The sequence below is a fragment of the Mesorhizobium sp. M1428 genome, from assembly GCF_040317515.1.
GTDB lineage: Bacteria > Pseudomonadota > Alphaproteobacteria > Rhizobiales > Rhizobiaceae > Mesorhizobium.
In genome coordinates this window covers 22,339-44,610 of the sequence record NZ_JAMYKT010000019.1, presented here as the reverse complement: position 1 = coordinate 44,610, position 22,272 = coordinate 22,339, and the positions used below count along the sequence as shown (strand labels likewise).

24 protein-coding genes and 1 pseudogene are annotated in these 22,272 nt (G+C 61.7%); 18 read left to right on the top strand and 7 right to left on the bottom strand.

Annotated elements, in window-relative coordinates:
* The first annotated feature begins 58 nt into the window (after window positions 1–58).
* The 5 genes from NKG60_RS23575 (at window position 59) to NKG60_RS23555 (ending at window position 5,096) form a co-directional block, all read left to right on the top strand.
* Complete coding sequence (locus NKG60_RS23575) at window positions 59–664, top strand: hypothetical protein (RefSeq protein WP_352566571.1); 606 nt, start codon at window positions 59–61, stop codon at window positions 662–664.
* Between the two features lies 1 nt (window position 665).
* Window positions 666–1,328 (top strand): ABC transporter ATP-binding protein, encoded by a 663-nt coding sequence (locus NKG60_RS23570; protein ID WP_352566570.1) that lies wholly within the window; start codon window positions 666–668, stop codon window positions 1,326–1,328.
* Entirely contained in the window at window positions 1,321–2,001 is a 681-nt protein-coding gene (locus tag NKG60_RS23565) for an ABC transporter ATP-binding protein (protein WP_352566568.1), read from the top strand. The genes NKG60_RS23570 and NKG60_RS23565 overlap by 8 nt, the downstream gene beginning before the upstream one ends.
* Window positions 1,998–4,649 (top strand): ABC transporter permease, encoded by a 2,652-nt coding sequence (locus tag NKG60_RS23560; RefSeq protein ID WP_352975707.1) that lies wholly within the window; start codon window positions 1,998–2,000, stop codon window positions 4,647–4,649. The genes NKG60_RS23565 and NKG60_RS23560 overlap by 4 nt, the downstream gene beginning before the upstream one ends.
* A 192-nt stretch (window positions 4,650–4,841) precedes the next feature.
* The gene (locus NKG60_RS23555) at window positions 4,842–5,096 is read left to right on the top strand and encodes a DUF1344 domain-containing protein (protein WP_352566564.1); all 255 of its coding nucleotides are present in this window, start codon (window positions 4,842–4,844) and stop codon (window positions 5,094–5,096) included.
* Window positions 5,097–5,263: 167 nt separating this feature from the next.
* On the opposite strand, the gene NKG60_RS23550 is transcribed toward NKG60_RS23555, so the two are convergent.
* Window positions 5,264–7,654, bottom strand: coding sequence for a thiamine pyrophosphate-binding protein (locus NKG60_RS23550; RefSeq protein WP_352975705.1), 2,391 nt, complete (start codon window positions 7,652–7,654; stop codon window positions 5,264–5,266).
* Between the two features lie 129 nt (window positions 7,655–7,783).
* Here NKG60_RS23550 and NKG60_RS23545 point away from each other — a divergent pair, with 129 nt between their 5' ends.
* Window positions 7,784–8,257 (top strand): Lrp/AsnC family transcriptional regulator, encoded by a 474-nt coding sequence (locus NKG60_RS23545; protein WP_352492895.1) that lies wholly within the window; start codon window positions 7,784–7,786, stop codon window positions 8,255–8,257.
* Between the two features lie 202 nt (window positions 8,258–8,459).
* Here NKG60_RS23545 and NKG60_RS23540 read toward each other — a convergent pair whose 3' ends face one another.
* Window positions 8,460–9,092: an acyl-homoserine-lactone synthase gene (locus NKG60_RS23540; RefSeq protein WP_352566560.1), complete on the bottom strand. Its 633-nt coding sequence runs from the start codon at window positions 9,090–9,092 to the stop codon at window positions 8,460–8,462.
* A gap of 73 nt (window positions 9,093–9,165) precedes the next feature.
* Window positions 9,166–9,915 (bottom strand): autoinducer binding domain-containing protein, encoded by a 750-nt coding sequence (locus NKG60_RS23535; RefSeq protein WP_352975703.1) that lies wholly within the window; start codon window positions 9,913–9,915, stop codon window positions 9,166–9,168.
* Between the two features lie 127 nt (window positions 9,916–10,042).
* Here NKG60_RS23535 and NKG60_RS23530 point away from each other — a divergent pair, with 127 nt between their 5' ends.
* Window positions 10,043–10,258, top strand: a complete 216-nt coding sequence (locus NKG60_RS23530; protein ID WP_292654544.1) for a helix-turn-helix domain-containing protein — start codon at window positions 10,043–10,045, stop codon at window positions 10,256–10,258.
* A gap of 27 nt (window positions 10,259–10,285) precedes the next feature.
* Here the strand turns inward: NKG60_RS23530 and NKG60_RS23525 are convergent, their stop codons facing one another.
* Complete coding sequence (locus NKG60_RS23525; RefSeq protein WP_352492898.1) at window positions 10,286–10,546, bottom strand: helix-turn-helix domain-containing protein; 261 nt, start codon at window positions 10,544–10,546, stop codon at window positions 10,286–10,288.
* A gap of 128 nt (window positions 10,547–10,674) precedes the next feature.
* On the opposite strand from NKG60_RS23525, the gene NKG60_RS23520 reads away from it, so the two are divergent.
* The 6 genes from NKG60_RS23520 to NKG60_RS23495 all read left to right on the top strand — a co-directional run bounded on the left by NKG60_RS23520 (window position 10,675) and on the right by NKG60_RS23495 (window position 16,334).
* On the top strand, window positions 10,675–11,466 hold the full coding sequence (locus NKG60_RS23520; RefSeq protein ID WP_352975701.1) for an IclR family transcriptional regulator: 792 nt from the start codon (window positions 10,675–10,677) through the stop codon (window positions 11,464–11,466).
* On the top strand, window positions 11,387–12,649 hold the full coding sequence (locus NKG60_RS23515; RefSeq protein WP_502912324.1) for a M24 family metallopeptidase: 1,263 nt from the start codon (window positions 11,387–11,389) through the stop codon (window positions 12,647–12,649). The genes NKG60_RS23520 and NKG60_RS23515 overlap by 80 nt, the downstream gene beginning before the upstream one ends.
* Window positions 12,646–13,938 carry a threonine synthase gene (locus NKG60_RS23510; protein ID WP_352492900.1) on the top strand — a complete coding sequence of 431 codons (1,293 nt, stop codon included), beginning with the start codon at window positions 12,646–12,648 and terminating at the stop codon, window positions 13,936–13,938. Before NKG60_RS23515 ends, NKG60_RS23510 begins: the two co-directional genes overlap by 4 nt.
* Before the next feature lie 160 nt (window positions 13,939–14,098).
* On the top strand, window positions 14,099–14,845 hold the full coding sequence (locus NKG60_RS23505) for a substrate-binding periplasmic protein (RefSeq protein WP_352492901.1): 747 nt from the start codon (window positions 14,099–14,101) through the stop codon (window positions 14,843–14,845).
* 104 nt (window positions 14,846–14,949) lie between these two features.
* Window positions 14,950–15,606 carry an amino acid ABC transporter permease gene (locus NKG60_RS23500; protein ID WP_352975700.1) on the top strand — a complete coding sequence of 219 codons (657 nt, stop codon included), beginning with the start codon at window positions 14,950–14,952 and terminating at the stop codon, window positions 15,604–15,606.
* Entirely contained in the window at window positions 15,603–16,334 is a 732-nt protein-coding gene (locus NKG60_RS23495; protein ID WP_352975698.1) for an amino acid ABC transporter ATP-binding protein, read from the top strand. Before NKG60_RS23500 ends, NKG60_RS23495 begins: the two co-directional genes overlap by 4 nt.
* 46 nt (window positions 16,335–16,380) lie before the next feature.
* Here the strand turns inward: NKG60_RS23495 and NKG60_RS23490 are convergent, their stop codons facing one another.
* Together NKG60_RS23490 and NKG60_RS23485 are read right to left on the bottom strand one after the other, a co-directional pair.
* Window positions 16,381–17,427 carry a pyridoxal-phosphate dependent enzyme gene (locus NKG60_RS23490; RefSeq protein WP_352668773.1) on the bottom strand — a complete coding sequence of 349 codons (1,047 nt, stop codon included), beginning with the start codon at window positions 17,425–17,427 and terminating at the stop codon, window positions 16,381–16,383.
* A complete protein-coding gene (locus tag NKG60_RS23485; RefSeq protein WP_352975740.1) occupies window positions 17,424–18,389 on the bottom strand; it encodes a GHMP family kinase ATP-binding protein in 966 nt (321 codons plus the stop codon). Before NKG60_RS23485 ends, NKG60_RS23490 begins: the two co-directional genes overlap by 4 nt.
* A 291-nt stretch (window positions 18,390–18,680) precedes the next feature.
* Between NKG60_RS23485 and NKG60_RS23480 the strand changes: the two are divergent.
* From NKG60_RS23480 to NKG60_RS23470, 3 genes and pseudogenes are all read left to right on the top strand, one after another.
* Window positions 18,681–18,734 (top strand): annotated as a pseudogene (locus tag NKG60_RS23480) (hypothetical protein); the annotation flags it as partial.
* 17 nt (window positions 18,735–18,751) lie between these two features.
* Window positions 18,752–19,030, top strand: a complete 279-nt coding sequence (locus tag NKG60_RS23475) for a hypothetical protein (protein ID WP_352668833.1) — start codon at window positions 18,752–18,754, stop codon at window positions 19,028–19,030.
* A complete protein-coding gene (locus tag NKG60_RS23470; RefSeq protein WP_352668826.1) occupies window positions 18,933–19,880 on the top strand; it encodes an IS1595 family transposase in 948 nt (315 codons plus the stop codon). Before NKG60_RS23475 ends, NKG60_RS23470 begins: the two co-directional genes overlap by 98 nt.
* 104 nt (window positions 19,881–19,984) lie before the next feature.
* Here the strand turns inward: NKG60_RS23470 and NKG60_RS23465 are convergent, their stop codons facing one another.
* Window positions 19,985–20,506, bottom strand: a complete 522-nt coding sequence (locus NKG60_RS23465) for a helix-turn-helix domain-containing protein (RefSeq protein WP_352668776.1) — start codon at window positions 20,504–20,506, stop codon at window positions 19,985–19,987.
* Between NKG60_RS23465 and NKG60_RS23460 the strand changes: the two genes are divergently transcribed.
* Window positions 20,484–20,912, top strand: coding sequence for a hypothetical protein (locus NKG60_RS23460; RefSeq protein ID WP_352668778.1), 429 nt, complete (start codon window positions 20,484–20,486; stop codon window positions 20,910–20,912). The genes NKG60_RS23465 and NKG60_RS23460 overlap by 23 nt on opposite strands.
* Window positions 20,913–21,157: 245 nt before the next feature.
* Entirely contained in the window at window positions 21,158–22,045 is an 888-nt protein-coding gene (locus tag NKG60_RS23455) for a LysR family transcriptional regulator (protein WP_352668780.1), read from the top strand.
* The last annotated feature ends 227 nt before the right edge of the window (window positions 22,046–22,272 follow it).

The window sequence follows — 22,272 nt, the reverse complement described above, 5'->3', positions numbered from 1 at the left end:
TGTAAGCTTGACGCGCGATAGTGAGTGAATTCGCCGTTCAGCTCGAAAGGCCGCTCAAATGATGTCCGCTCATCGAAAAATCAGCCGGATTCTGCCGATCCTTACCGTTGCGGCATGTCTGGGCGCTGCCGGCGCGCTCGTTCCAGATTTCGGAAATCTGCCGGCGTTGGCGGCCGAGAAAGTCGTCCCCGCGGAAAAGAACCCTCCCGGCGATATTCCCGATACGCAAGTCTTCATCGACTATGCCTCACCGCAAGGGTTCACCATGAAGGTGCCGGAGGGGTGGGCGCGCACGGACAATGCCGACGGCGCAAGCTTCGTCGACAAGCTCGACGGCGTCGTTGTTTCCGCGGCAAAGGCGGACGCCGCACCGACCGTCGAAAGCGCCAAGGCGGATTATGTTCCGAAGCTCCAATCCACCGGTCGAGCCGTCCGGGTGACGGCGGTCAAGCAGGTCAAGCTGGCGGCGGGCCCGGCAATCCGCATTGTCTATACGTCCAACTCCGAACCAAATGCGGTGACCAACAAGCAGGTCCGCCTGGAGAACGAGCGGTACCTCTATTTCAAGGACGGCAAGCTGATCACGCTCGAACTCTACGCGCCAAAGGGCGCGGACAATGTCGACCAGTGGCAGTTGATGTCCAACTCGTTCCGGTGGAAATGAAATGCACGCGCTGGACGCGCATGAACTCTATCGGTTCTTCCACATCGGCGACGACGAGACAGCCGCATTGCGTGGCATCAGCATCCATGTGTCGGCTGGCGAGATCGTCGCCCTGACGGGACCGTCCGGCAGCGGCAAATCCACCTTGTTGTTCTGCGTGACCGGGCTGGACGAGCCGGATGGTGGCCATGTCGAGGTGGCCGGCCTGCGCCTGACCCGGCGACCGGAGGCCGAGCGTGCACGCGTTCGCGCCGCCAATTTCGGCATCCTGCTGCAGTCCGGCAACCTGTTTGGCCACCTGAGCGTCGAACAGAACCTGCGTTTGCAGATGCTTCTGGCGGGAAAGCTGGACCAGAAGCGAATTGGCGCCTTGCTGGAAAGCGTCGGCCTCTCGCATCGCGCGCAGGCATTTCCAACCGAGCTCTCGGGCGGCGAGACGGCGCGCGCGGGCCTTGCTGTGGCGCTGGCCGCGGACCCGCCGATCCTGGTTGCCGACGAGCCGACCGCGGAGGTCGACCGTGACACCGAATCCGGGCTGATCGGGCAGTTCGAGGCGAGACGCGAAGCCGGACTGGCGACGCTGCTCGCAACCCACAGCAAGGCGCTGGCGCAAAGAGCCGACCGGATCATCAGGTTGAAAGACGGGAGGATCGACAGTGAGTGAGACGCTCGTTGTCGGCAAAGGCCTTGGCCGGGACTTTCATGATGGAAACGCCGGCCGGATCACGGTGCTGCTCGACGTCGACTGCGAGATCGCGACAGGCGCGCGCATTGCCCTGGTCGGGCCTTCCGGCAGCGGCAAGACAACGCTGCTGCATATTCTTGGCGGGCTGGACAGACCGACGGCCGGCACCATCGAATGGCCGGGGCTTGGTCCGTTCGAGGAACTGCGGCCGCGTCTGATCGGATTTGTGTTCCAGTCGCCCAGCCTGTTCCCAGCGCTCACCGCAGCTCAGAATGTCGCCTTGCCCATGATCCTGGCCGGCAAAGGCGCCGCCGCGGACGAAACCGCGGCAGCACTGCTGGAATCGTTTGGCCTCGGCGAGCTTGGCGACAAACTGCCAGAGGAATTGTCCGGTGGGCAGTCGCAACGAATAGCCATGGCGCGCGCTTTAGCCATAGGGCCAAAACTCGTGCTTGCCGACGAGCCGACCGGGCAGCTCGACAGCATCACGGCGCAGTTCTTCTTCGACGCAGTGCTGGATCGCCTGAACGGGACAGACATAGCCTTGGTTGTGGCAACGCATGACGAAGCCGTGGCCGCCCGGATGGCGACACGGTGGACGATGGACCACGGCCGGCTGATCGCAGGTCGGCCGAGAAACAAGGCGGCATGATGCTCCTCTTGTGGGTTCGCGGCGTTCTCGCCCGCCGTTTCCTGCGCGTCGCCGGTGCCATGGCAGGCGTCGCGCTGACCGTGGCGCTTCTCGCGGCGATGGCGCTTTTTCTCGCCAACGCCAGCACCTCGATGACGGAGCGCGCCATATCGGCCGTGCCGATCGACTGGCAGGTTCAGGTGATTTCCGGTGCCGATCCTGACCTGATCGGCAAGGCGCTGGCCGACGCGCCGGTCAAGGCCGTTCATCAGCTCCGCTATGCGGATGTTGCCGGGTTCGAATCGCAGACCGGCGGCACGACGCAGACCACCGGATCGGGCCAGGTCATTGCTTTCGACAATGGCTATTCGAAAACCTTTCCGGCGGAAGTCCGGCCGCTTTCCGGCGCCATCGACGGCGTGCTCATTGCCCAGCAGGCGGCGGCCAATCTTCATGTCGGGCCGGGCGATACAGTCTCGATCAAGCGGATCGGCCTGCCGCCGGCAGAGGTCAAGGTCGCCGGCGTGATCGATCTTCCCGACGCGGATTCGCTGTTCCAGGCGGTCGGCCTGCCGCCCCAGGCTGCTCCGCAGGCGCCGCCCGACAACGTGCTCGTGCTGCCACAGCAAGATTGGCAGCAACTCTTCGACCCGCAGCAGAAAATGCGGCCCGACACCGCCCGGCTGCAATGGCACGTGCGGCTCGCCCATGAGGCGCTGCCGCCGGACCCGGTCAGCGCCTATACCTTTGTCACCGGCGCGCATAGGAATCTTGAGGAACGGGTCGTCGGTCAGGCTCTGGTCGCCGACAATCTCGGCTCCCGTCTCGGGGCGGTTCGGGAGGATGCGCTTTATGCGTCCGTCCTGTTCCTGTTTCTCGGCCTGCCCGGCATCGCGCTGGCCATTGCCCTCACCTTTGCGGTCACTTCGTCCGGTGCGGTGCGCCGGCGCACGGAGCAGGCGCTGCTTCGCGTCCGCGGCGCGACGACGAGAACAATCCTGTCCCTGTCCGCTGCCGAGGCCGCAATCGCCGCAGTCGGCGGAACCGCGCTCGGCATCGCCGCGGCGTTGCTCTTCGGCCGCATCGCTCCAGGCCTGCACGTGACGGCGAGCATGAGCGGTCCGACATTGCTTCTTGTAGCCTTGTTCGGGTTGCTTGTCGGTTTCATCGCCTTTCTGTTTCCCGCCTGGCGTGACGCGCGCTGGGCGACTGTCAGTGCCGCGCGGCGTACCGTCAGCAGGGCGTGGACGCCGCTTTGGCGGCGCCTGTGGCTCGACATCATTTTGCTCGCGGCCGCAGGGCTTTTCTTGTCGCAGTCGGCGAGCACCGGATACCAGATCGTTCTTGCGCCCGAAGGCGTCGCCGCGATCTCCGTGGACTACAAGGCGTTCATCGCGCCGGCGCTGTTCTGGCTGGGCATGGCGCTGCTGACCGTGCGGCTGTCGGGCGCCATTATCGCGCGCAACGGCAGGGGTCTTCGAGCGATCATTGCGCCGGTCGCCGGGCCTCTTGCGGCTGTCGTGTCAGCCGCGTTGTCGCGGCAATCGGGGCGCCTGACCATCGGCATCGCGATGACAGCGCTGGCCATCTCCTTCGCCACGTCGACCGCGATCTTCAACACCACCTACAATGCCCAGGCACGCATCGATGCCGAACTGACCAACGGGTCCGACGTCACCGTCTTCGGCACATCGGACAGACCGGCCGGACCGTATCTGGCGGCGCTGGCGGCGCTGCCCGAGGCGGCCGCGGCAGAACCCATGCAGCATCGTTTCGCCTATGTCGGCGCCGACCTGCAGGATCTCTACGGCATCGACCCATGGCGTATCGAACGGGCAACGAAGCTTTCCGACGCCTATTTCAGCGGCGCCGGCGCGGCCGGCATGCTCGACCAGCTCGCCGCCACGCCCGACGGTGTCCTGGTCTCGGAAGAGACCGTGCAGGACTTCCAGCTTCAGCAAGGCGATACGATCAATCTGCGGCTCATCGATGCAAGGGATCACCAGTACCATCCCGTCGCCTTCAAGTTCATCGGCGTCGCGCGCGAATTTCCGACAGCACCGAAGGACTCCTTCCTCGTTGCGAACGCCGCCTACGTGGCCCGCATGACCGGGTCGGATACATCCGAGTACGTCCTGATGCGGGCCAAGGCCGATCCTGCAGCACTGGCGCGGCAGGCTTCTTCGGCACTCACCTTCGATCCGTCGCTGAAGGTCGCCGACATTGGCCAGGCTGCCCATCTCATCGGCTCGAGCCTGACCGCGGTCGATCTTGGCGGACTGACGACGATCGAACTGGCGTTTGCCGTCGTCATGGCCGCGGCCGCCGGCGGGCTGATGCTGGCGCTGGGCTTCGTCGAGCGCCGCCGGCCCTTCGCGATACTGAGCGCCATCGGCGCCAAGCCTCGGCAATTGGCGACCTTTCTGTGGAGCGAAGGCCTCCTGATCCTCGTCGGTGGTTTCGCATTCGGGCTTCCGTCGGGCTTGCTGACGGGGTGGATGCTGGTGAAGCTGTTGACCGGCGTGTTCGACCCCCCGCCGGAGAGCCTCTCGGTTCCCTGGGCTTATCTGGGGGTCGTGCTCGGCCTTGTCGCCGCTTCGGTCGTCGCCGCGATCCGGTCGGCCAGGCCCTCGTCCGGACAGGACGCTGAGCACCTGCGGGATCTATGACAATCCGCGCCGGACTTACCCATTTGTAAAGTCCCGGCCATCTTACCGAAAACTCTGCCGCATAGGCTCGATCCCATCTTCTCTCGCTGAGGGAAATGATCCGGCAAGCCCTACCGCTCCGGATCGTCACCGTTGCCGCTCTGGCGCCAACAGCCCTTTCGGCATCGCAACGAAACCAACCGGGAAAACCAAATGAAAAAATCAGTCATCGCAACCGCAATGGTACTGGCCCTCGCATCTTCGAGCGGTGCCTTCGCCAAGGCGGTCACCGGCACCATCGCGAGTGTCGATAAGAGTGGCGATTCGATCACTCTGTCCGACGGCAAGACGTTCATCTTGCCGGAAGGGATTGAGGCCGAGACACTCAAGGTCGGTGAAAAGGTCGTCGTTACCTATTCGGCCAAGGCCGGCAAACTAGTGGTTTCTAGTATTCACCAGGCCAAGTAACAGGTGTCAGACGAAATGCCTACAATCGGGCTGGCCCGCCAGCCCGATTCCTTGCCGGCAGCCAGCAAATTCCAGTCGGCACGGTCCTGGGGTACCGCGCGGCACATCTCGGAATGCACACGGCGGACATTCGCCTTCCGGTCTGCAGCAGCCGTGAATGTCTTCCGTCAATCCAGCGCGCGCAGATAGCGGATGGGGCGCCCACCAGCAATCCGGTCGGCGGCTGTCGCTATGGAATTGGCGTCGATTCCGAAGTGCCGGTAAAGATCACCGATTGTCCCGGACTGGCCAAAGTGCTCGACGCCGAGACTTCGCGTGCGATGGCCGTATACCGAGCCCAGCCAGCCGAGCGCGGCCGGATGGCCGTCGGCGACCGTGACGATCGCACAATGGGCTGGAAGCTCCTCGAACAGCCGTTCGACATGGCTTCTGGCATGAACAAGGCCGCGTTCGCGTGCGCGGCTTGCCGCCGTCCAGCCTGCGTTCAACCGATCGGCCGAAGTCACTGCCAAAAGACCGACGTCGCGACGATCCTCCGCCATCATGCCGACCGCCTCGATGGCTTCCGGCGCGACGGCGCCTGTATAGGCGACGATCACCTCCGCATTCGGACCCGGGGGCCGCAGCCAATAGCCGCCGTCGACAATGTCCTGCTCAAGGTCCTGCGTCATGGTTCGAATGATCTGATCAATGGGGCGCGTCGAGAGCCGCAGATAGACCGAGCCGCCGGTCTCGTCGCGCAGCCAGGTGCGCTCCGACTGGACGACGTCGCCGTCGCGCTGAATGTAGTCCAGTGCAAAACGCGTGATGACGCTCAACTCATCGACGAATGCCGGCTCGTAAGCCGCAAGCCCGTCCTGCGCCATGCCGATCAACTGGGTGGCGATCGACTGATGCGCGCCACCCTCCGGCGCCAGCGTGACGCCCGACGGGGTGGCAGCAAGCAGAAAGCGCGCATCCTGGTAGCAGGCATAGTTGAGCGCATCGAGACCGCGCTGGATGAACGGATCGTAGAGCGTGCCGATCGGCAACAGCCGTTTGCCGAAGACCGAACGCGACAGCCCCAGGGCCGATAGCAGAATGAACAGATTGTTCTCGGCAATGCCGAGCTCGATGTGCTGGCCGGATGGGCCGAATTCCCATTTCTGCGCCGAGGCTATGTGTTCGCTGCGGAAGGTGTCGGCAAGCGAGCGACGCGCGAACAGGCCGCGCCGGTTGACCCAGGGTCCGAGATTGGTCGAAACGGTGACATCGGGCGATGTCGTGACGATAGCGTCGGCAAGCGGCCCGCCGGCCCGTGCAATCTCGTCCAGGATCCTGCCGAAGCCGACCTGGGTGGAAACGCTGCCCTTGGCTTCCGGGCCGAGACGATCGGGGACCAGGATGCGTTGGGCGTGCCGGCGGCGTTGGCCTTTCGCGGCAAAAGGCACCGCATCGAGGAAACGTCGCAGATCCACCTTGCCAATATCCAAGCCTTCGAAGGCATCCCACTCCCGCCCCTCACCGATCGACATCGAGGCGCGAAAGACGGCCATCTGATCCTTGGTCATCAGACCGGCATGATTGTCTTTGTGGCCGGCGAGCGGCAGGCCGAAACCTTTTATCGTATAGGCGATGAAGCAGGTCGGCCGGTCGTGGCCGCGCGCCGTCTCGAAAGCTTCGATCAGGCACCGCAGGTCGTGGCCACCGAGATTTGTCATCAGCGCGGCGACTTCAGCATCGGATCGCCGGTCGAGAAGCGATTTCAGGCCCGGCTTTTCGCCGATATCGGCAAGCAGCCGCTTGCGCCAGGCGCCGCCGCCTTGAAAGGTCAGCGCCGAATAAAGCTGGTTCGGACAGCCGTCGACCCAGGCCCTCAACGCCTCGCCGCCCGGCTGGGCAAAAGCGGCTTCGAGCAGCTTGCCGTATTTCAGGATGACCACATCCCAGCCGAAATTCCTGAAGAAGTTTTCGAAGCGTTCCCAAAGGCCTTCGCGCACAACGGCGTCGAGGCTCTGGCGATTGTAATCAACGATCCACCAGCAATTGCGCAGGCCGTGTTTCCAGCCTTCGAGCAGCGCCTCGAAGATGTTGCCTTCGTCCATCTCGGCATCGCCGAGCAGCGCCACCATGCGGCCCTCGGGCATGTTTTGGTCGCGAGCGCCGAGATAATCCTGCACAAGGGAGGCAAACAGCGTCTGCGCAACGCCGAGGCCAACGGAGCCGGTAGAGAAATCGACGTCATCGACATCCTTGGTCCGCGACGGATAGCTTTGCGCGCCACCGAAGGCGCGAAACCCTTCGAGCTTCTCCCACGACTGATTGCCCAGAAGATACTGGATGGCGTGAAACACCGGCGAGGCGTGCGGCTTCACTGCGATGCGGTCGTCCGGCCTCAGCACCAAGAAATATAGCGCGGTCATGATCGTCACCAGCGAAGCCGAGGACGCCTGGTGTCCGCCAACCTTCAGGCCGTCGGTGTTTTCGCGCAGGTGATTGGCGTTATGGATCATCCAAGTCGACAGCCAGAGCACCTTCTTCTCCAGCGCCGAAAGTGCCTCCAGTTTTTGTTTGTCCATGCTGCAAGACTCCCGGTTGCGATCGTCGCAATCATAGGGCTGAGCAAAAACCGATTGTCGCTAAACTTGCAGGAGATTGGCACTTGCGTTAGCTGGTTTCGGCAATATCGACCAATGGAGTAACTATCCATGCCAAAACGCCGACTGGACGATATCGACCGAAAGATCATTGCCGCGCTGCAGGTCGATGGCCGGATGACGGCTCAGCAGCTTGCCGATCGGGTCGGTCTTTCGGCCTCGCCCTGCGCCCGCCGGGTCCGGCTAATGGAGGACATGGGGGTCATCACCGGCTATGCCGCCCTGATCGACCAGGACATGGTCGACCTGCCGATCTCGGTGTTCGCCTCGATCAAGCTGGAGCGCCAGCGCGAGAACGAGCTGAAGCGGTTCAATGCGGCGATCGCACGCTGGCCGGAGGTGGTCGATTGCTATCTGATGACTGGCCAGCGCGATTATCTGCTGCGTGTGGTGGTGCGCGATTTGCACGCCTATGAGCGCTTCCTGAAGGAAAAGCTGACGCGGCTCGATGGCGTCTCCTCGATCGAGTCCAGCTTCGCGCTTGCGCAGATCAAGCGGTCGAACCGGCTGCCGGTCGAGACATGATTTTTTCTAAACGTTGGCAAGTCAATCGCTTAGGTTCCCCGGTTCGAACAGCACGATTTCGCCCGGTGGTGACTGCAGCGGCCGGTTTTGCGATTGGTTTTTTTGGCTGACGGGCGGATACGCCATCGCTGGCGTGCGCGAACTTGTCTGCCAGGCAGCATGTTCGTTCGAGGCGTGACGCCCAAAATCGGACGGCCCGCGGTCAGGCCAGCCGCTTGAGTGCCGTTTCGGCCCAAAGCACTGGGTCGGTTATGCGGTAGAATTGTCGCGTCGCGGCCAAGGCAGACGGGCCGACGTCGACCATGACGCCGATGATGGTCATGTCATCGCATTTGAATGAAGATCCAAGCTGCCTTGGACACCAGCCGATCGATGCCAAGCGGTCGAACCAGTAGTCCTCGCAGACAATGGTCAGATTGCTTATGCCTCTTTGAATGCAGAATTCCAGAATCCCGCAGTAGATCACGCCGGCGGCCTGACAGGGTCGGCCGGGGTCGCGAAAATCCCGGGCCACGAAAAACCTGGTCCACTCAAAGATATCGGGTCGGCGCGGCACGCCACCCTCGGCAAGTTGCGGAAAGATTTCGCTCATCAGATGCGGTCTTAGGCTGGGCACCAGCCGGGATCCGGCAACGACACCCCTTCCCGGCTGGATGCCGAGCAGATGAATCGCTTCTGGTGTATCAAAGGGGTCGATCTCGCGACTGTCGGGGCGCCTCAGCTCGTGCCAGCCACGTTCATCGACATAGATTTCGTGTCGCAGACGGAAGTAACTGTCGAGATCGCCTCGATAGGCAAAGCTGTTTGACGCGTCGACGACGTGGACCTGAATCATTGCGGTTCCTCGAGATGGAACCCCATCCGACCACGTGACGATTGCCCATGAAATACCTAGATCTGAGGATGGATTAAAGTTCGATTTCGCGCCTGCGATAAGCCTCGACGATGGCGTGCACGACGTTGGCGGTGCTGAGTTTCTGCTTGATGTTGCGCAGGTGGGTCGTCACGGTGTTTTCCGAAATACCGAGTATTCGGGAAACCTCCCATGCGGTCTTCCCGCCAGCGACCCACTGCAGGATTTCACGCTCCCGTTGGGAAAGCTTTTGTCTCGGCCGCCTGAGCGAGCTGCCAACGAGTCGTTCGGCAGCCGAGTAGGCATGGCGCGCAAGGGCATGAACTGTGCAGCGCACCGTCGGAGCCAAATCAATTTCGCGTCCGGCGACCGTTACACAGGCCGGATCGCCGAATGAGGCCTGGATTGGGATGCAGATCCCGTCCCAAAGCCCAAACGCTTTTGCCTCATCCATCACCTTCCTGGCATTGCCGTTCGTCAGGCCGTGATGGACGTCCCTCCAAAGGAACGGCCCGATCGCACTACGGCACAAAGCAACGCAAGGGTCATGGCGATAGTGTCCGGCAGCCATGTAGTGGTCGTACCATTCCCCCGGCCAACCGTTGACAAGAATGTGTCCATCCAGTGATCCGGTGTCCTGGCGTGGCAATTCGGTGACGAGACAGGCTGCATAGCCGTGACGTTCGATGCTCTTGCGCAGTTGTCGAACGATTTCGGCGGCGCTGCTTGCACGATCAATCAGCGCGGTTGCTTCAAAGATTTGCGTTAGCTGGTGCTGTAAGACGCTTCCATGAACCGCCGACATTTCACGCCCCTTCAATGTACTGAGACAAAGAAAGAATAAATAAGTTGGACCCGACCGCAACCTGCGGCATGACGTTTGACTACTATAGTAGGTGGCACTAAAGGGCGCATTCTGACTGCCTCGCCGCATGAGGCTGAGGTCGGTTTTTGCTCGCAATCTAAGGTTGCTTCGCCAAGGTACCGGCTTGTCCCAGGAGCAGCTCGCGGACCTTGCCGGCCTTGATCGCAACTATGTCGGCAAGCTGGAGCGGGAGGAGAACTCACCGACCGTCGATACCTTGGAGGTACTGGCGTTGGCGTTGCAAGTTGACGTGGAGCAGCTCATCCGTCGCAACGCGCCGTGATCCACCGGCCAGCAGGCGGCGGGAGCGTCAGGATTTTCTGCTGCGTCGCGTACGCGGCGTCAGGGCTGGGGCGTCTTTGCCTGGCCGTTTGGTCAAATCCTCGATGTCAACGCTTAATGCGGTGGCAAGCTTTGCAAGCGACAGAATTGTGGGATTGCGCCGGCCGGCTTCGAGACCACTCAGATAGGCGCGCGTGAACCCTGAACGGAACGACAGTTCCTCTTGAGAGAGGGCTTGTGCGCGCCGGATCCTCTGTACGTTCAAACCGACAACCACCCGTAGGTCCATGAGGGCATGGTCGTCGCTGCGTACACTTTAGGACGACACACTATAGTGAACATTCTTCATTGACAGGCGCCGCCATTGCTGCTTTTCTCATCATATTGCGGAACGCCATTCCGAAATAAGGAACGCCGATGACAGGAAATCTTTCGTTGAAACGCGGCCTTGCGGTTCTCAACGTGCTCAAGGACGCGGACGAAGCGGTCGGGGTGCGCGAGCTCGCCCGCCGGCTTGAGCAGAGTGCTCCCGCCGTGCAGCGAATTCTCAACACCCTGGCAGAGCAGGGCTATGTCGAGCAGTCGCCAGACTCGCGGCGCTACCGGCTCGGGCATTCCGTCCTGGCGCTGGCGCGGAAGGTCCTGGGCAGAGATCGCCTCGTCGGCTTGGCTGAAATCGAACTGCAGGCGCTGGCCGCCGAGGGTTGCTTCAACGCGTTCCTGGGCATCAGGCGAGGCAATCGCGGTATTTATCTCCTGACCGTGCAAAGCAAGAGTCCGGTCGTCATTCGCTCGTCACCCGGCGAAACGTTCCCCTTGCACTCCACCGCCTTGGGCAAGGCACTCCTGATGGAGCTGAGCGGCGAAGCGGTCATCGAGATTATCGGACGGGGTCCGCTCGAGCGGGTTGCCGTACGCACCGTCATTGATCCGCACAAGCTCGTGGCTCAGATCAGAGCGTGCGAGTCTATCGGTTACACAACCTCCCTGGACGAGAACTTTACCGGGCTGATCGCGGTCGGCGCGCCGCTTCGCGATGCATCGGGCATGATCACCGCGGCGATAAGCGTGGCCTACCCCCGGTCTGTTGGGCCGCATGTGGAGATCGCCGAGGTGGGAGAGGCAGTAATTGGGGCTGCGGCGCGCATCTCAGCGGGCCTCGGCTTTCCGGAGGCAAAACAGGCTCGGGATTCCCACCATGCTGCTTAACGAGGCCCGCCTGAAACAACGCATGTCGGCAGCCGGGCTTGATGCCCTTATAGCGACGACGCCGGAAAACGTGACCTATATGAGCGGCTTCTGGGCTCTGCCGCAATGGATCCGTCGTGGCCCGCAGGCCTATGTGGTGTGGCCGGCTCCTGACAAGGGCACGCCTGAAATCATCGCCAGCACCAGCACTCTCGACCTCGTTGCCGATCAGGACGTCTGGGTAAGCAAGGTGCGGCGCTATGGCGACTTTTACGCCGATGTGGGTTCCTCGACCGCCATGGACCGCGCCAGTGAACGGCACCTCCAGCTTCGCGAGCTGCCGAGGCATCGCGATGCCATTACGGCTCTGATCGCGGCACTGGAAGAAGCCCAGCTCGGCCGCGGGCGGATCGGCATAGACGAGGCGGGGCTCGCGCCAGGATACCTGGAAGCCCTCAGAGCCCATTTTCTCAATGCGTCGTTCCTACCAGCCACCGCGTTGCTTCGCGAGGTTCGTGCCGTAAAGACGGCAGATGAGATCGAACGGCTCGGCCAAGTTGCCCAGATTGCCGAACGCTCCATTCAAGCAGCACTCGCAGTCGCTCAGGAAGGCGCCACCGAAGCAGATCTGGCGCGCGCTTTTCACGTCAGGACGGTTGAGGAAGGCGCCCTGCCCGTACTGGGATGCATCGGCTTTGGCGAGCGCAGCGCACTCATGAACGTCCAGCCGTCGGACCGCAAGTTGCGCGCTGGAGAAATCATCCGCTTCGACGTCGGTGGCCGGTTTCGGCACTACCGCGCCGACATTGCCCGCATCGCCACGCTGGGCGAGCCGCCGCCGCAGGCGCATCGGCTTCAGCAGGCGCTGCTGCGCGGCGTTCAGCATGCCTGCGATATCATCCGGCCCGGCATGCCGGCAGCACAGCTTTTCGAGGCGGTCGTGCGTGTGGTTCAGCGCGAAGGAATTGCCCACTACGAGCGCGATCACGTCGGCCACGGCATCGGCCTTGATGGTTACGACGCGCCGACGCTTTCGGCGGGGAGTACCGACGTCCTGGAAGAAGGAATGGTGCTGTGCGTGGAGACCCCTTACTACGAAATCGGCCGCTGGGGACTCCAGGTGGAGGACATGGTGGTTGTTCGCCAGGGCGGACTGGAGCGGCTGACAGAGACGCACAATGCAATCACCCGGGTGCCCTCATGAGCCGCGCGGCAGGTTTTTCCTGTATTCGATGCGGCGCCTTGTTCCCGAGCGATACCAAAATCGACTCACGCGGCTGCCTGATATGCTGTGGTGAAGCGCCAGCCAATCTTAAGGTCGTCTACGATCCGTCCGGAGCGACATCGGCCGCTTCCGCAGGGGCTGGCGCGCTCCCCTCGCTGTGGCGCTATGCCGACATGCTTCCTTGCGGGCTCAGCGATGCAATCTCGCTGGGCGAGGGTCTGACGCCGCTGCTGAGCGCCGAGAGGCTGGGAAAGCAGCTCGGAGTGCCCAAGCTTCTTATCAAGGACGAGGGCGCGAACCCCACGTGGTCCCACAAGGACCGCTTCTCGACCGTGGCGGTGTCCATGGCACGTTTGAGTGGTGCACGCGTCGTGGCGACTGCTTCGTCGGGCAACGCCGGGGCCTCACTTGCCGCCTATGCTGCACGGGCGGGCCTGAAATGCGTCGTTGTGACATTCTCAGGCACCGCCGGCGCAATGTTGGCGCAGATCCGCAAATACGGCGCCAGCGTCGTATCCCTGGCCGACAAATCCCATCGCTGGCCATTACTTGCCGCTGGTACCGAGCGCCTCGGATGGTTTGCGACGTCGCCGTTTCACAGCCCCGTGGTGGGCAGCCATCCTGTCGGGATCGAGGGCTACAAGACCCTGGCTTACGAGATCGTCGAACAGATGCACGGAGCCGTGCCGGACTGGTGCGCCTTGCCTGTTTGCTATGGCGACGCGCTAGCCGGGCTCTGGGCGGGATTCAAGGACCTTCTTAGCCAAGGCAGGATCGATCGGTTGCCGAGACTCGTGGCGGCGGAAGTGCACGGATCTTTGGCCAAAGCGCTTGCCGGCAATGCCGATCTGGTTGCCGAGGTTCCCGCGGGCTTCGACACGCTGGCCATCTCGATCGGCACCACACGAAGCACGTTTCAGGCGCTCAACGCGCTGCGCGAATCTGGTGGCATGGCGATGCCGGTCGGCAATTTCGGCCTGATAGCCATGCAGCGGCAGCTTGCGGGCACCGAGGGGGTTTTTGCCGAGCTTGCCTCGGTGACGCCATTTGCGGCTATTGAATCCCTGAGACGGGAGGGCACGATCGCGCGGTCGGACAGCGTCGTTGCCATCGTAACCGCGAGCGGACTCAAGGATTTGGATCGTTCGACCGGCCCTGACCAAGCACAACAATCGTTTCGGTCAGTTGCAGAAGCCTGGGAACACCTTGCCGGGGACCGTGACTATTTCACGTCCTCTCATGAACAACGCGCGACCAGGATGTCCTGAAGAGGAGATAGAGGCGATCATGGACGGATGCGACTTCTGATCGACTGATGATCCCGTCCGCCACCGGACGGTATTGCGACTTCCAAAAGCTATCCACGAGAGGCAAATTCAACTCGCTTGGCGAGCGGAACCTCGATTCAATAATGAAAGGGGAATTTTCATGCTTGGCAAAACTCTCATCGGCTGGCTCGCAGCCCTCGGCGTCGCAATCGCAACTCAGGCGATGGCTGAGGAAACCCTCAGGGTCGGCGTCACGCCAACCGGGGTGCCGTTCACGTTTGTCGATACCGCAACCCGAAAGCCGACTGGCGCGATGGTCGATCTGGCAAGCGCGATTGCCGCAAACCTTGGCACGACGGCCGACTTCCAGGTAAACGCTTTTCCAGCCCTGATCCCGGCATTGACGACCGACAAGATCAATCTGATTTCCGCCAGCATGTTCATAACCGACAAGCGCAAGCAGGTGATCAATTTCAGCACGCCGGTTTACGCCTATGGCGAGGCGATGTTTGTTGCTGCCGGCGACAGCAAGAACTACACGATCGAAGAGCTGAGAGGTGAGACCGTCGGGGCGCAGATCGGCTCGACCTACGCCGATGCTCTGGAAGCGCTTGGCGTCTTCGGTCAAGTCAAGCTCTACGACTCAATCGCTGACATGATGCGTGATGTAGTCCTGGGCCGCATCAAGGCCGGCTTTGGTGACGCCCCGATCGTCGCTTATCAGCTTTCAAAAAACCCCGACCTGGGTGTTCGCCTCGTCGACGGCTATCGGCCGATGAAAAAAGGCGAAGTCGCGTTGGCGGTTGCCAAGGAAAATCCACTGCTTCTCGAAAAGGTGAATGCCTCCATCGCCAAGCTGAAGGAAAGCGGCGAATTAAGCCGAATTTTTTCCAAATATGGCCTCTGAAGCCATCCCCTCGAGCTCGAAACAAGCACCGGCTGGCAGGACCATAGGATCGCATCGCAATGACCGGCCCTGACGGCCGGGAACGTGCCAAGAGGAAGCCGGCCATGACCAATTTCATCGCGCACGCAAGGGAATATCTACCGCTTCTTCTTCAAGGCGTTTGGCTGACCGTCATGATAACCGTTCTTGCGCTGTGTCTGGCGACGGCGCTCGGCCTTGTATGGGCGCTGTTCAGGACATCGGGGATACGCTGTCTCGCCGTGCCGACGCGGCTCCTTGTCGACTTCGTGCGCGGCATACCACTGCTCGTGGTTCTCTTTTATATCTACTTTGTCGCGCCCGAGATCGGCATCAACCTGACTGCGCTCCAGGCTGGCACGATCGGACTGGGCCTGGCTCACTCCTGCTATCTCGGGGAAACCTTCCGGGCGGGCATCGAGGCGGTCGATAAGGGTCAGGTCGAAGCGGCAAAGTCGATCGGGATGAAGCGTCCGTTGATGATGCGCCGCGTCGTGCTGCCGCAGGCAGTCAAGATTATCCTGCCGCCTTACGCCAACAACATGATCATGCTGCTTAAGGACTCCTCGCTTGTGTCGGTGATTTCGGTTCAGGAGTTGACCATGCAAGGTAAGATGCTTGCGTCGTCCACTTTCGACAACATGACAGTTTTTACCCTGGTGGCACTGCTTTACCTGTGCCTGACGGTTCCGCTGAACCTGTTTATGCGCAGGGTCGAGAGCTATCTTGGAGCGGCGGGATGATCACCTTCGACGACGTGCACAAGTCCTTCGGCGCCCATGAAGTCCTCAAGGGAATCAACGCCGAGATCGCCAAGGGACAGGTCGTATGTCTGATCGGGCCCTCGGGTTCCGGCAAATCGACGCTTCTACGATGTGTGAACGGGCTTGAGAGCTATCAGCGCGGTCGCATCAGCATCGAAGGCACCGTGGTGGATGCCGCCTCGCCCCAGATTCACGCCATCTGCACCCGTGTTTCCATGGTCTTCCAACGCTTCAATCTGTTTCCGCACCGCACAGCTCTGGAAAACGTCATGGAAGGGCCGCTCTACGTGCTGAAGGAAAACAGGAACCAGGCTCGCGAGCGCGCCATGGCATTGCTCAATCGCGTCGGCCTGACCGACAAGACGAATGCCTATCCCGCGTCATTGTCGGGCGGCCAACAGCAGCGCGTAGCCATCGCCCGCGCCCTGGCGATGCGCCCACAGGCCATTCTTTTCGACGAGCCCACCTCAGCACTCGACCCGGAAACAGTCGGCGAGGTCCTGCAGGTCATGCGCGCGCTCGCAGACGAGAACATGACCATGCTCGTGGTTACGCACGAAATTCAGTTCGCCCGCGAGGTCTCCGATAGCGTCCTCTTTCTCGACGGCGGCCGGATCGTTGAGCAAGGCCCGGCCAAGGAGCTACTTCGACATCCGAAACACGAACGCACTAGGGATTTTCTTCACCGGGTCATGCACCCTGTGTAACTGCTGGCCGATGTTGGCTTTGTCGCCTAGCCTGAATTCGGACCTGTCACAGCGTAGGGGGCAGGCCGTCCGCCGCCGCGAGGACGGCGTTTAAAGTTCTGCGGTTCCAAGGGAATCTCGTCCATGCCGTCTCTTCAGCCGGACGAATTTGCGTGAGAACAGTTGGTTCAAGAGGAATGGGGATTGGCCAATCCTTCAAACCGGCGAGCCAGTCGGGGTTGTAGACTGTATCGGAATGACGATGCCCTTCATCTGGCATTATCACGACGGTGGAGGCTTCCGGATTTTGCCTGGCGAACCAGGCGGCGACCAAGGCTGCGGCGCCGCTGGTCGGACCCATGAACAGCCCGTGATCGCGAAACAGTCCGTGCGCCATAGCGTAAGCCGGCAATGCGCCCACCCAATGAATGTCGTCGATCATCTCATGACGAACATTGTCCGGCAAAACGCTGTTGCCGAGCCCGCGCAGCATGCGACGTCCGACAGGCTGGCCAAAGAGCATGCTTCTGTGGGTATCGACAGCAATCATCCTGAGATCAGGAAAGAGCTCACGAAGAAAGCCTCCGGTTCCACAAAGCGATCCCCCAGTGCCCACGCAGCCGACGAGGCAATCGATACGGCCGAATGATCGCACAACGAGGTCGGCGAGACGCGCGTAGGCAAGGCGGTTTTCCGGACTGTCGTATTGCCGAGGCCAATACGTGCCCGGACTATCTTGCAGGGTCTGGTGAAGATACTCGAGCCGACCGCGCTGATTGCCGTCTCCCTGAGGATCGTCGATGGCCATGACTTTGGCACCAAGTTGTTCCAGACGCCGCCTGAGTTTCAGGTCGATGAGGCTGGAGGCCGTGACAAGTGTCAGCGCATAGCCACGAACCGCGGCCAGCATAGCGATGGCGAGGCCGAATGTGCCCGACGTCGTTTCGATGATGTGACCTTCCCGCCTGAGGCGCCCTGACGCTTCCGCCTGATCGACCATGAACCGGGCGGGGATCAGCTTCATGAGGGAAAAGCAGGCGGCGTTGAGGTTGGGTGCGAGTTGGGCAAAACGCGGCGTCTCGTAGGCGCGTAAATAGTCTGGCGCCGCGCTCACTGGATTAGCCCCGTTTCGGCATTAAGGGCAAACGTGTGGACGTCCTGGAGGCCTGCGCCGCTCACCTCCCTAGCGAGCTCAGCAGCACGCATGGCCGCCCTGGGTGCGTTGGCATCCAGAAGAATGCCGATCAACGTGCCACTGTGGGCCACCTGCACACCGCACGCGCCATGCGCCCGTGCTATATCCAAAACGGTGTTGAAGGATGCCTTCGGCAGGTGCCTCTGGCTGATACTGGCGCTGATGGTTGCGACACGTCCAAGCAGGCGGGGATCTTGTTGCCGGATGGAGCGGAGCGCCAGTCCCCGCAGAACACGGAACAGCCCGATTTCCTCACCATCATAGCGTGCCCGCGGCATGCTTAGCGTATCGATCGGCCGGGCACTGCCGTCCCTGAAACCCACCAAGAGAAGGGGCGGGAACTCGCCACCGAAGTGTTCGATCGTACGGCCCTCCCGGTGGGCGAAGAGGATAGGTTGGTCGCCGTAGGCAATGGCGTCGCTTGCGCCTTCCGCGGCCACCGCCAGTCGCGCAATTGTTGACTGGCGCAGCGTGAGGCCTGCTGCAGCTGCCACCGCACGAATTGCAGCAATGACGTCTGCGGTCGAGGAGCCATAGCCGTGCCCGATCATAATAGGGCTTTCGATCGTAAGTTCTCCACCTCCTCCAGCTACTCCGATATGCTGCAGCGTGAGGGCCGCGGCGCGTGCCGCTTTGGTCCGGTTTGCAGGCCGCGGTCGAATCCCAATTTGTTCATGCGGCCAGAAAGTCGCTAGCGACTCTTGCGAAGGGAGCGGCAGGGTTACGAGTCCGCGACAAAGCCTTCCGTTTTCCCCCTCAAAGACGCCTTGGAGGAATTCCCCATGATGGGCGTGCGCTCGTCCGACTCCTACCGCCAGAGGCAGCCTGATAGTCTCGTTGTTGATGTTGCTCGAATTTGTCCGATGGCCGGATCTCGGCATCCCCATCTTTGTCACCGCGTCATCTCCTCACCTGGACTTTGGCAGATGATGCGTATGACTGATCCATGCTGTCACTCGCCAAATCTTGGTAGCGCCACTGGCGGCGCATCATGCAAAGATACCGACAAGATCGCCCCATCAATTGGACCGCTTACCCCGTTCGCTCAGGTGCTAACCAAATCTAGCGATTGTTGCTGACGGATCGCCTCGCCTGCCCTATTGGCGTCAGCATGGCGAGGCGCTGTTTCCGACCGGTGGAAGAACGACAAGCCACCGTCGATCGAGAAGTTCGTGGAGACTTTCCGCGACGATTACGAATGCGCCAATTACCTCTTCAAAAAGCGCTGGCCGGGCGGCTTCGCATGCCCACGCTGCGTTCCAGGAAAACATGCCTCGAGGGGCGGCCGTGGCTTTTCGAATGCGCGGGCAAAGGGGAGAGGCCTGGATGCCGCAAGCAGACCTCGGTGATCGCCGGGACGGTTATGCAGGGCACGCACCTGCCGCTGCGCAAGTGGTTCCTGGCTGCGTACCTGATGGCGACGCATTCCAACTCCATTTCGGCGCTGCAGCTCCAGCCTAAGCTGGGCTTCTCCTACAAAACCGCCTGGCTGGTGCTCCACAAGCTCAGGCGGCAATGGTGAACCCCAACCGACACCGCTTTCCGGAGCTGTCGACGTGGACGAGTCCGCCATCCCGTATCGGCGCAAGGAGGACGCGCTGGAGAGGGGTGGCGGGAGCAGCACAGCCAACCAGATATGGATCGCTGGAGCGGTCGAGACAGTCGGCAACCATGGCGTCGGACGCATCAGGCTCGCGCGCATCGCGGGCCGGGCGGCTCAAAGCATCGTTCCGTTCGTGGTAGCGAACACCCTTCCCGGAGCGGCGTTGCAGACGGACTCCCTTGCCTCGTACGACAAGGTGCCCGGCCGTCGTCTCAGGAGGGGCAATCTAAGCAATAGGACCATGCCTGCCCGCATCGTTTTCAAGTGGATTCACGTCGTTTTTGCGAACCTGAAGCGCTGGGCGCTGGCACATTCCATGGCTTCCGGGAAAAAGCAACTCGACGCCTACCTCGGCGAGTTCGCTTTCCGCTGGAACCGGCGGCGCCATTTTCACAGCGCAATGGACACGATGCTCGGGATAGGCCAGCGACTCGAGCCCGTCACCTACCGCGGCATCGTCGGCGATACGACGCAGTGGAAGAAAGAGCACATCGGCGAAATCCTCAAGATGTGCCACCCGAACAAACGGATAATCGTGGAGGATCTCGCGAGCTACTACCGCGTCCACAGGATGAAGGTACTGGAGGAACTCACCTGGTGGGTGGGTCGCCTCAAGGAGGAGGATCCTGACGCGAATGGCGGCTTCCAATGGGATTTCGACGGCGTGCGAGAGTTCGATGAGCGGCGCCATTGCACGCGCCGGAAGGCGGAGGGGCCAGTGCTGGCGCTGCGGCGGCCAGGCGAGGAACGGCTGACGGGAAGGCGCTAGAGCGGGCCGGAGCGGATACTGGCGTTGCCTCCCGTCCGGCGGCCCGCTATCGCGTTGGCGGCCGAGTAGCCGCGCGCTGGAGTGGCTGTTCCGACGGCCCCTGGCTAGGGCGACGGGGCAGCCACTTCGTCCTCCATGTCGAGGGATTCTTCGACTGCCCTTGGGTTCCGGGCAATGGTCCATAGGAGCGTATTCGCCGCCGCATCCGGTTCCGAGCGACCTTGCTCCCAGTTTCGAAGCGTTGCCAGATCGAGGCCATACCTCACGGAGAACGCCTCCTGGGACAGCTTCGTGCGATCCCGGACTTCGCGAACGCTTATCGGCCGCGGCGCATGAACCTTCGCGATCACTCCTGCGGACGAGAGTTCATCCTTCAGTGCCCGAAGGTCGTCGACGCAAGGAACCGTCACGAATGCCTTGCCTTGATCAACCATCGCCGTGAGGACCGCGTGGGCCGTCCTCAGCGGCAGCTGTCTTCTGACGAGAGCCCGAGCAGCCTCAGGAGTATTCGCGCCGTGTAGAAAGCTGAGGCTCAGCCGGACGGGAGAGCCTGACGACACCCGGACGACGTCCCGGGTTCGCACCCGTTGTCCGAACCGCTCCATGAACTTCGATGTAGTCGACATTAAGCTTCTCCGCGATCATTCGACCGAGCTTGCGCAATTTGGACCAACCCCACTGGACCTGGGCATCGCCCCCAATATGGAGGTCACGGACCACCAGATGGTTGCTGCCCATGTCCACGTCCCCCAAGAGCTGAAGCACGCCATCGGGCGTGACGACATCAAAGAGGAGGCATGGGTCCTCCGAAATGTCAGTGTCCAGAATGAGTTCGATGTCATCGGGCTGCACACGCGATCTCTACGCAAGTTGCTTATAGCAAGTATGTCGGGTGCTGGCGAGCGTCAAGGCCTAACCGATCCCCGCTTGGCGGGGTGCTGGCAACGTCCGAATCGTGCCACCTTGGCCCAGTCTACGCTAATCGACCGGGAGAAGGGGACAGATGCCGCACCATATATTGTGGCCACCTGAGCGAACGGGATAAGCGGTCCAATTGGTACGTCAAATACTGGACTAGATACAGCAACACTCCCAGAGCGCGGTTGGCCATGCGGACAACCGTTCCGAAACCAGTGCGCCATGGACCGTGTCTTCATCATTGTTCTTGTAAGGAGGGTTGGACTGCTCACCCTGTGTCAATACTGAGATTTGGCGATAGCCCGCAGCGGCCAAAAGCGCTCAAACGCGTCTTGTCGCCAACTTGACTTTGAGCAGTGATGCGGAGTTCCATCCAACTTGCGACCCTCAATTATGCACTTGTGGTCGCGGAGGAGGGCAGCTTTCTTCGCGCCTCCCGACGCACAGGGATCGATCACACCGCGCTCAGCCGGCGCATCCGCGACCTGGAATTCGCGGTAGGTACGAGGATATTCCATCGCCATGCTCGCGGCGTCGGCCCAACCCCGGCCGGCGAACGCTTCCTGGAGCGTCTGCGCTCCGTGCTGCTCGAGCTCGACAACACGCTCACTCTGGCCAGGTCCGGCACCAAAGATGACCAACAAAAACTTTCCATCGGCTCCAACGGGATCATCCTCGCCGGGCGAGCCTTGGATGCAATCATCGAGTTCGGGCAATCTCATCCCAATGTGACCGTCAGCTTGACGGAGAGTCCTTACCCTTCGCCTGAGGCTGCTCTGGGTGCCACCCAGGTCGACGTGGTCGTGACCTCCTCCTCCCGGTTTACCGGCGGCGCGTTCGAATTGACGCTGTGGAAAGACACTCTGGCTGTCGTTCTTGCCTCAAATCATTCCCTCGCCAGCCGTTCCCTGATCGAGTGGCACGAGTTGCACCAGGAGACGTTGCTGGTGCGCAGGGGCGAAGCATTTCAGCTCGCCGACGCTGTTGGACGCGGCGTGGAGCTTCCTCCAATCGTCGAACATCACGTCAGTGCGGGCATCCTTTTGCGCCTTGTCGGAAACGGGCTTGGAGTCGCACTGATCCACGATCGAGATGCCGACAGTGTTCCTCAGGATGCGGTCTGTCGCAAGCTGCGGATCGGCGGCAAACCAATCCAGATATCCAGTTTGGCCCGCTGGCGCCCCGACAACGCCAACCCTGCCCTGCCGACCTTCATCTCATTCCTGCGCGATCGGTATTCGTGCTGACGGTCATCCGACCGGCATGACCCGAACAGTCGACCGGTTTCGGCGTGCGTTGGGGCCTGGCGAACGAACGCTCTCGTTTCAGCATCGGTGCAGTCGATCCGGCTTTGCGAAAGTCCGCGATTTCCCAAGCGGTGCGATCGACGAGGCAACTAAAGCCGTTCGTCCCTTGCCGGGAAAGGTGATGGCCCGACTTGGGGTCAAGGAGATAAACGGATCCTTCGTCCCGC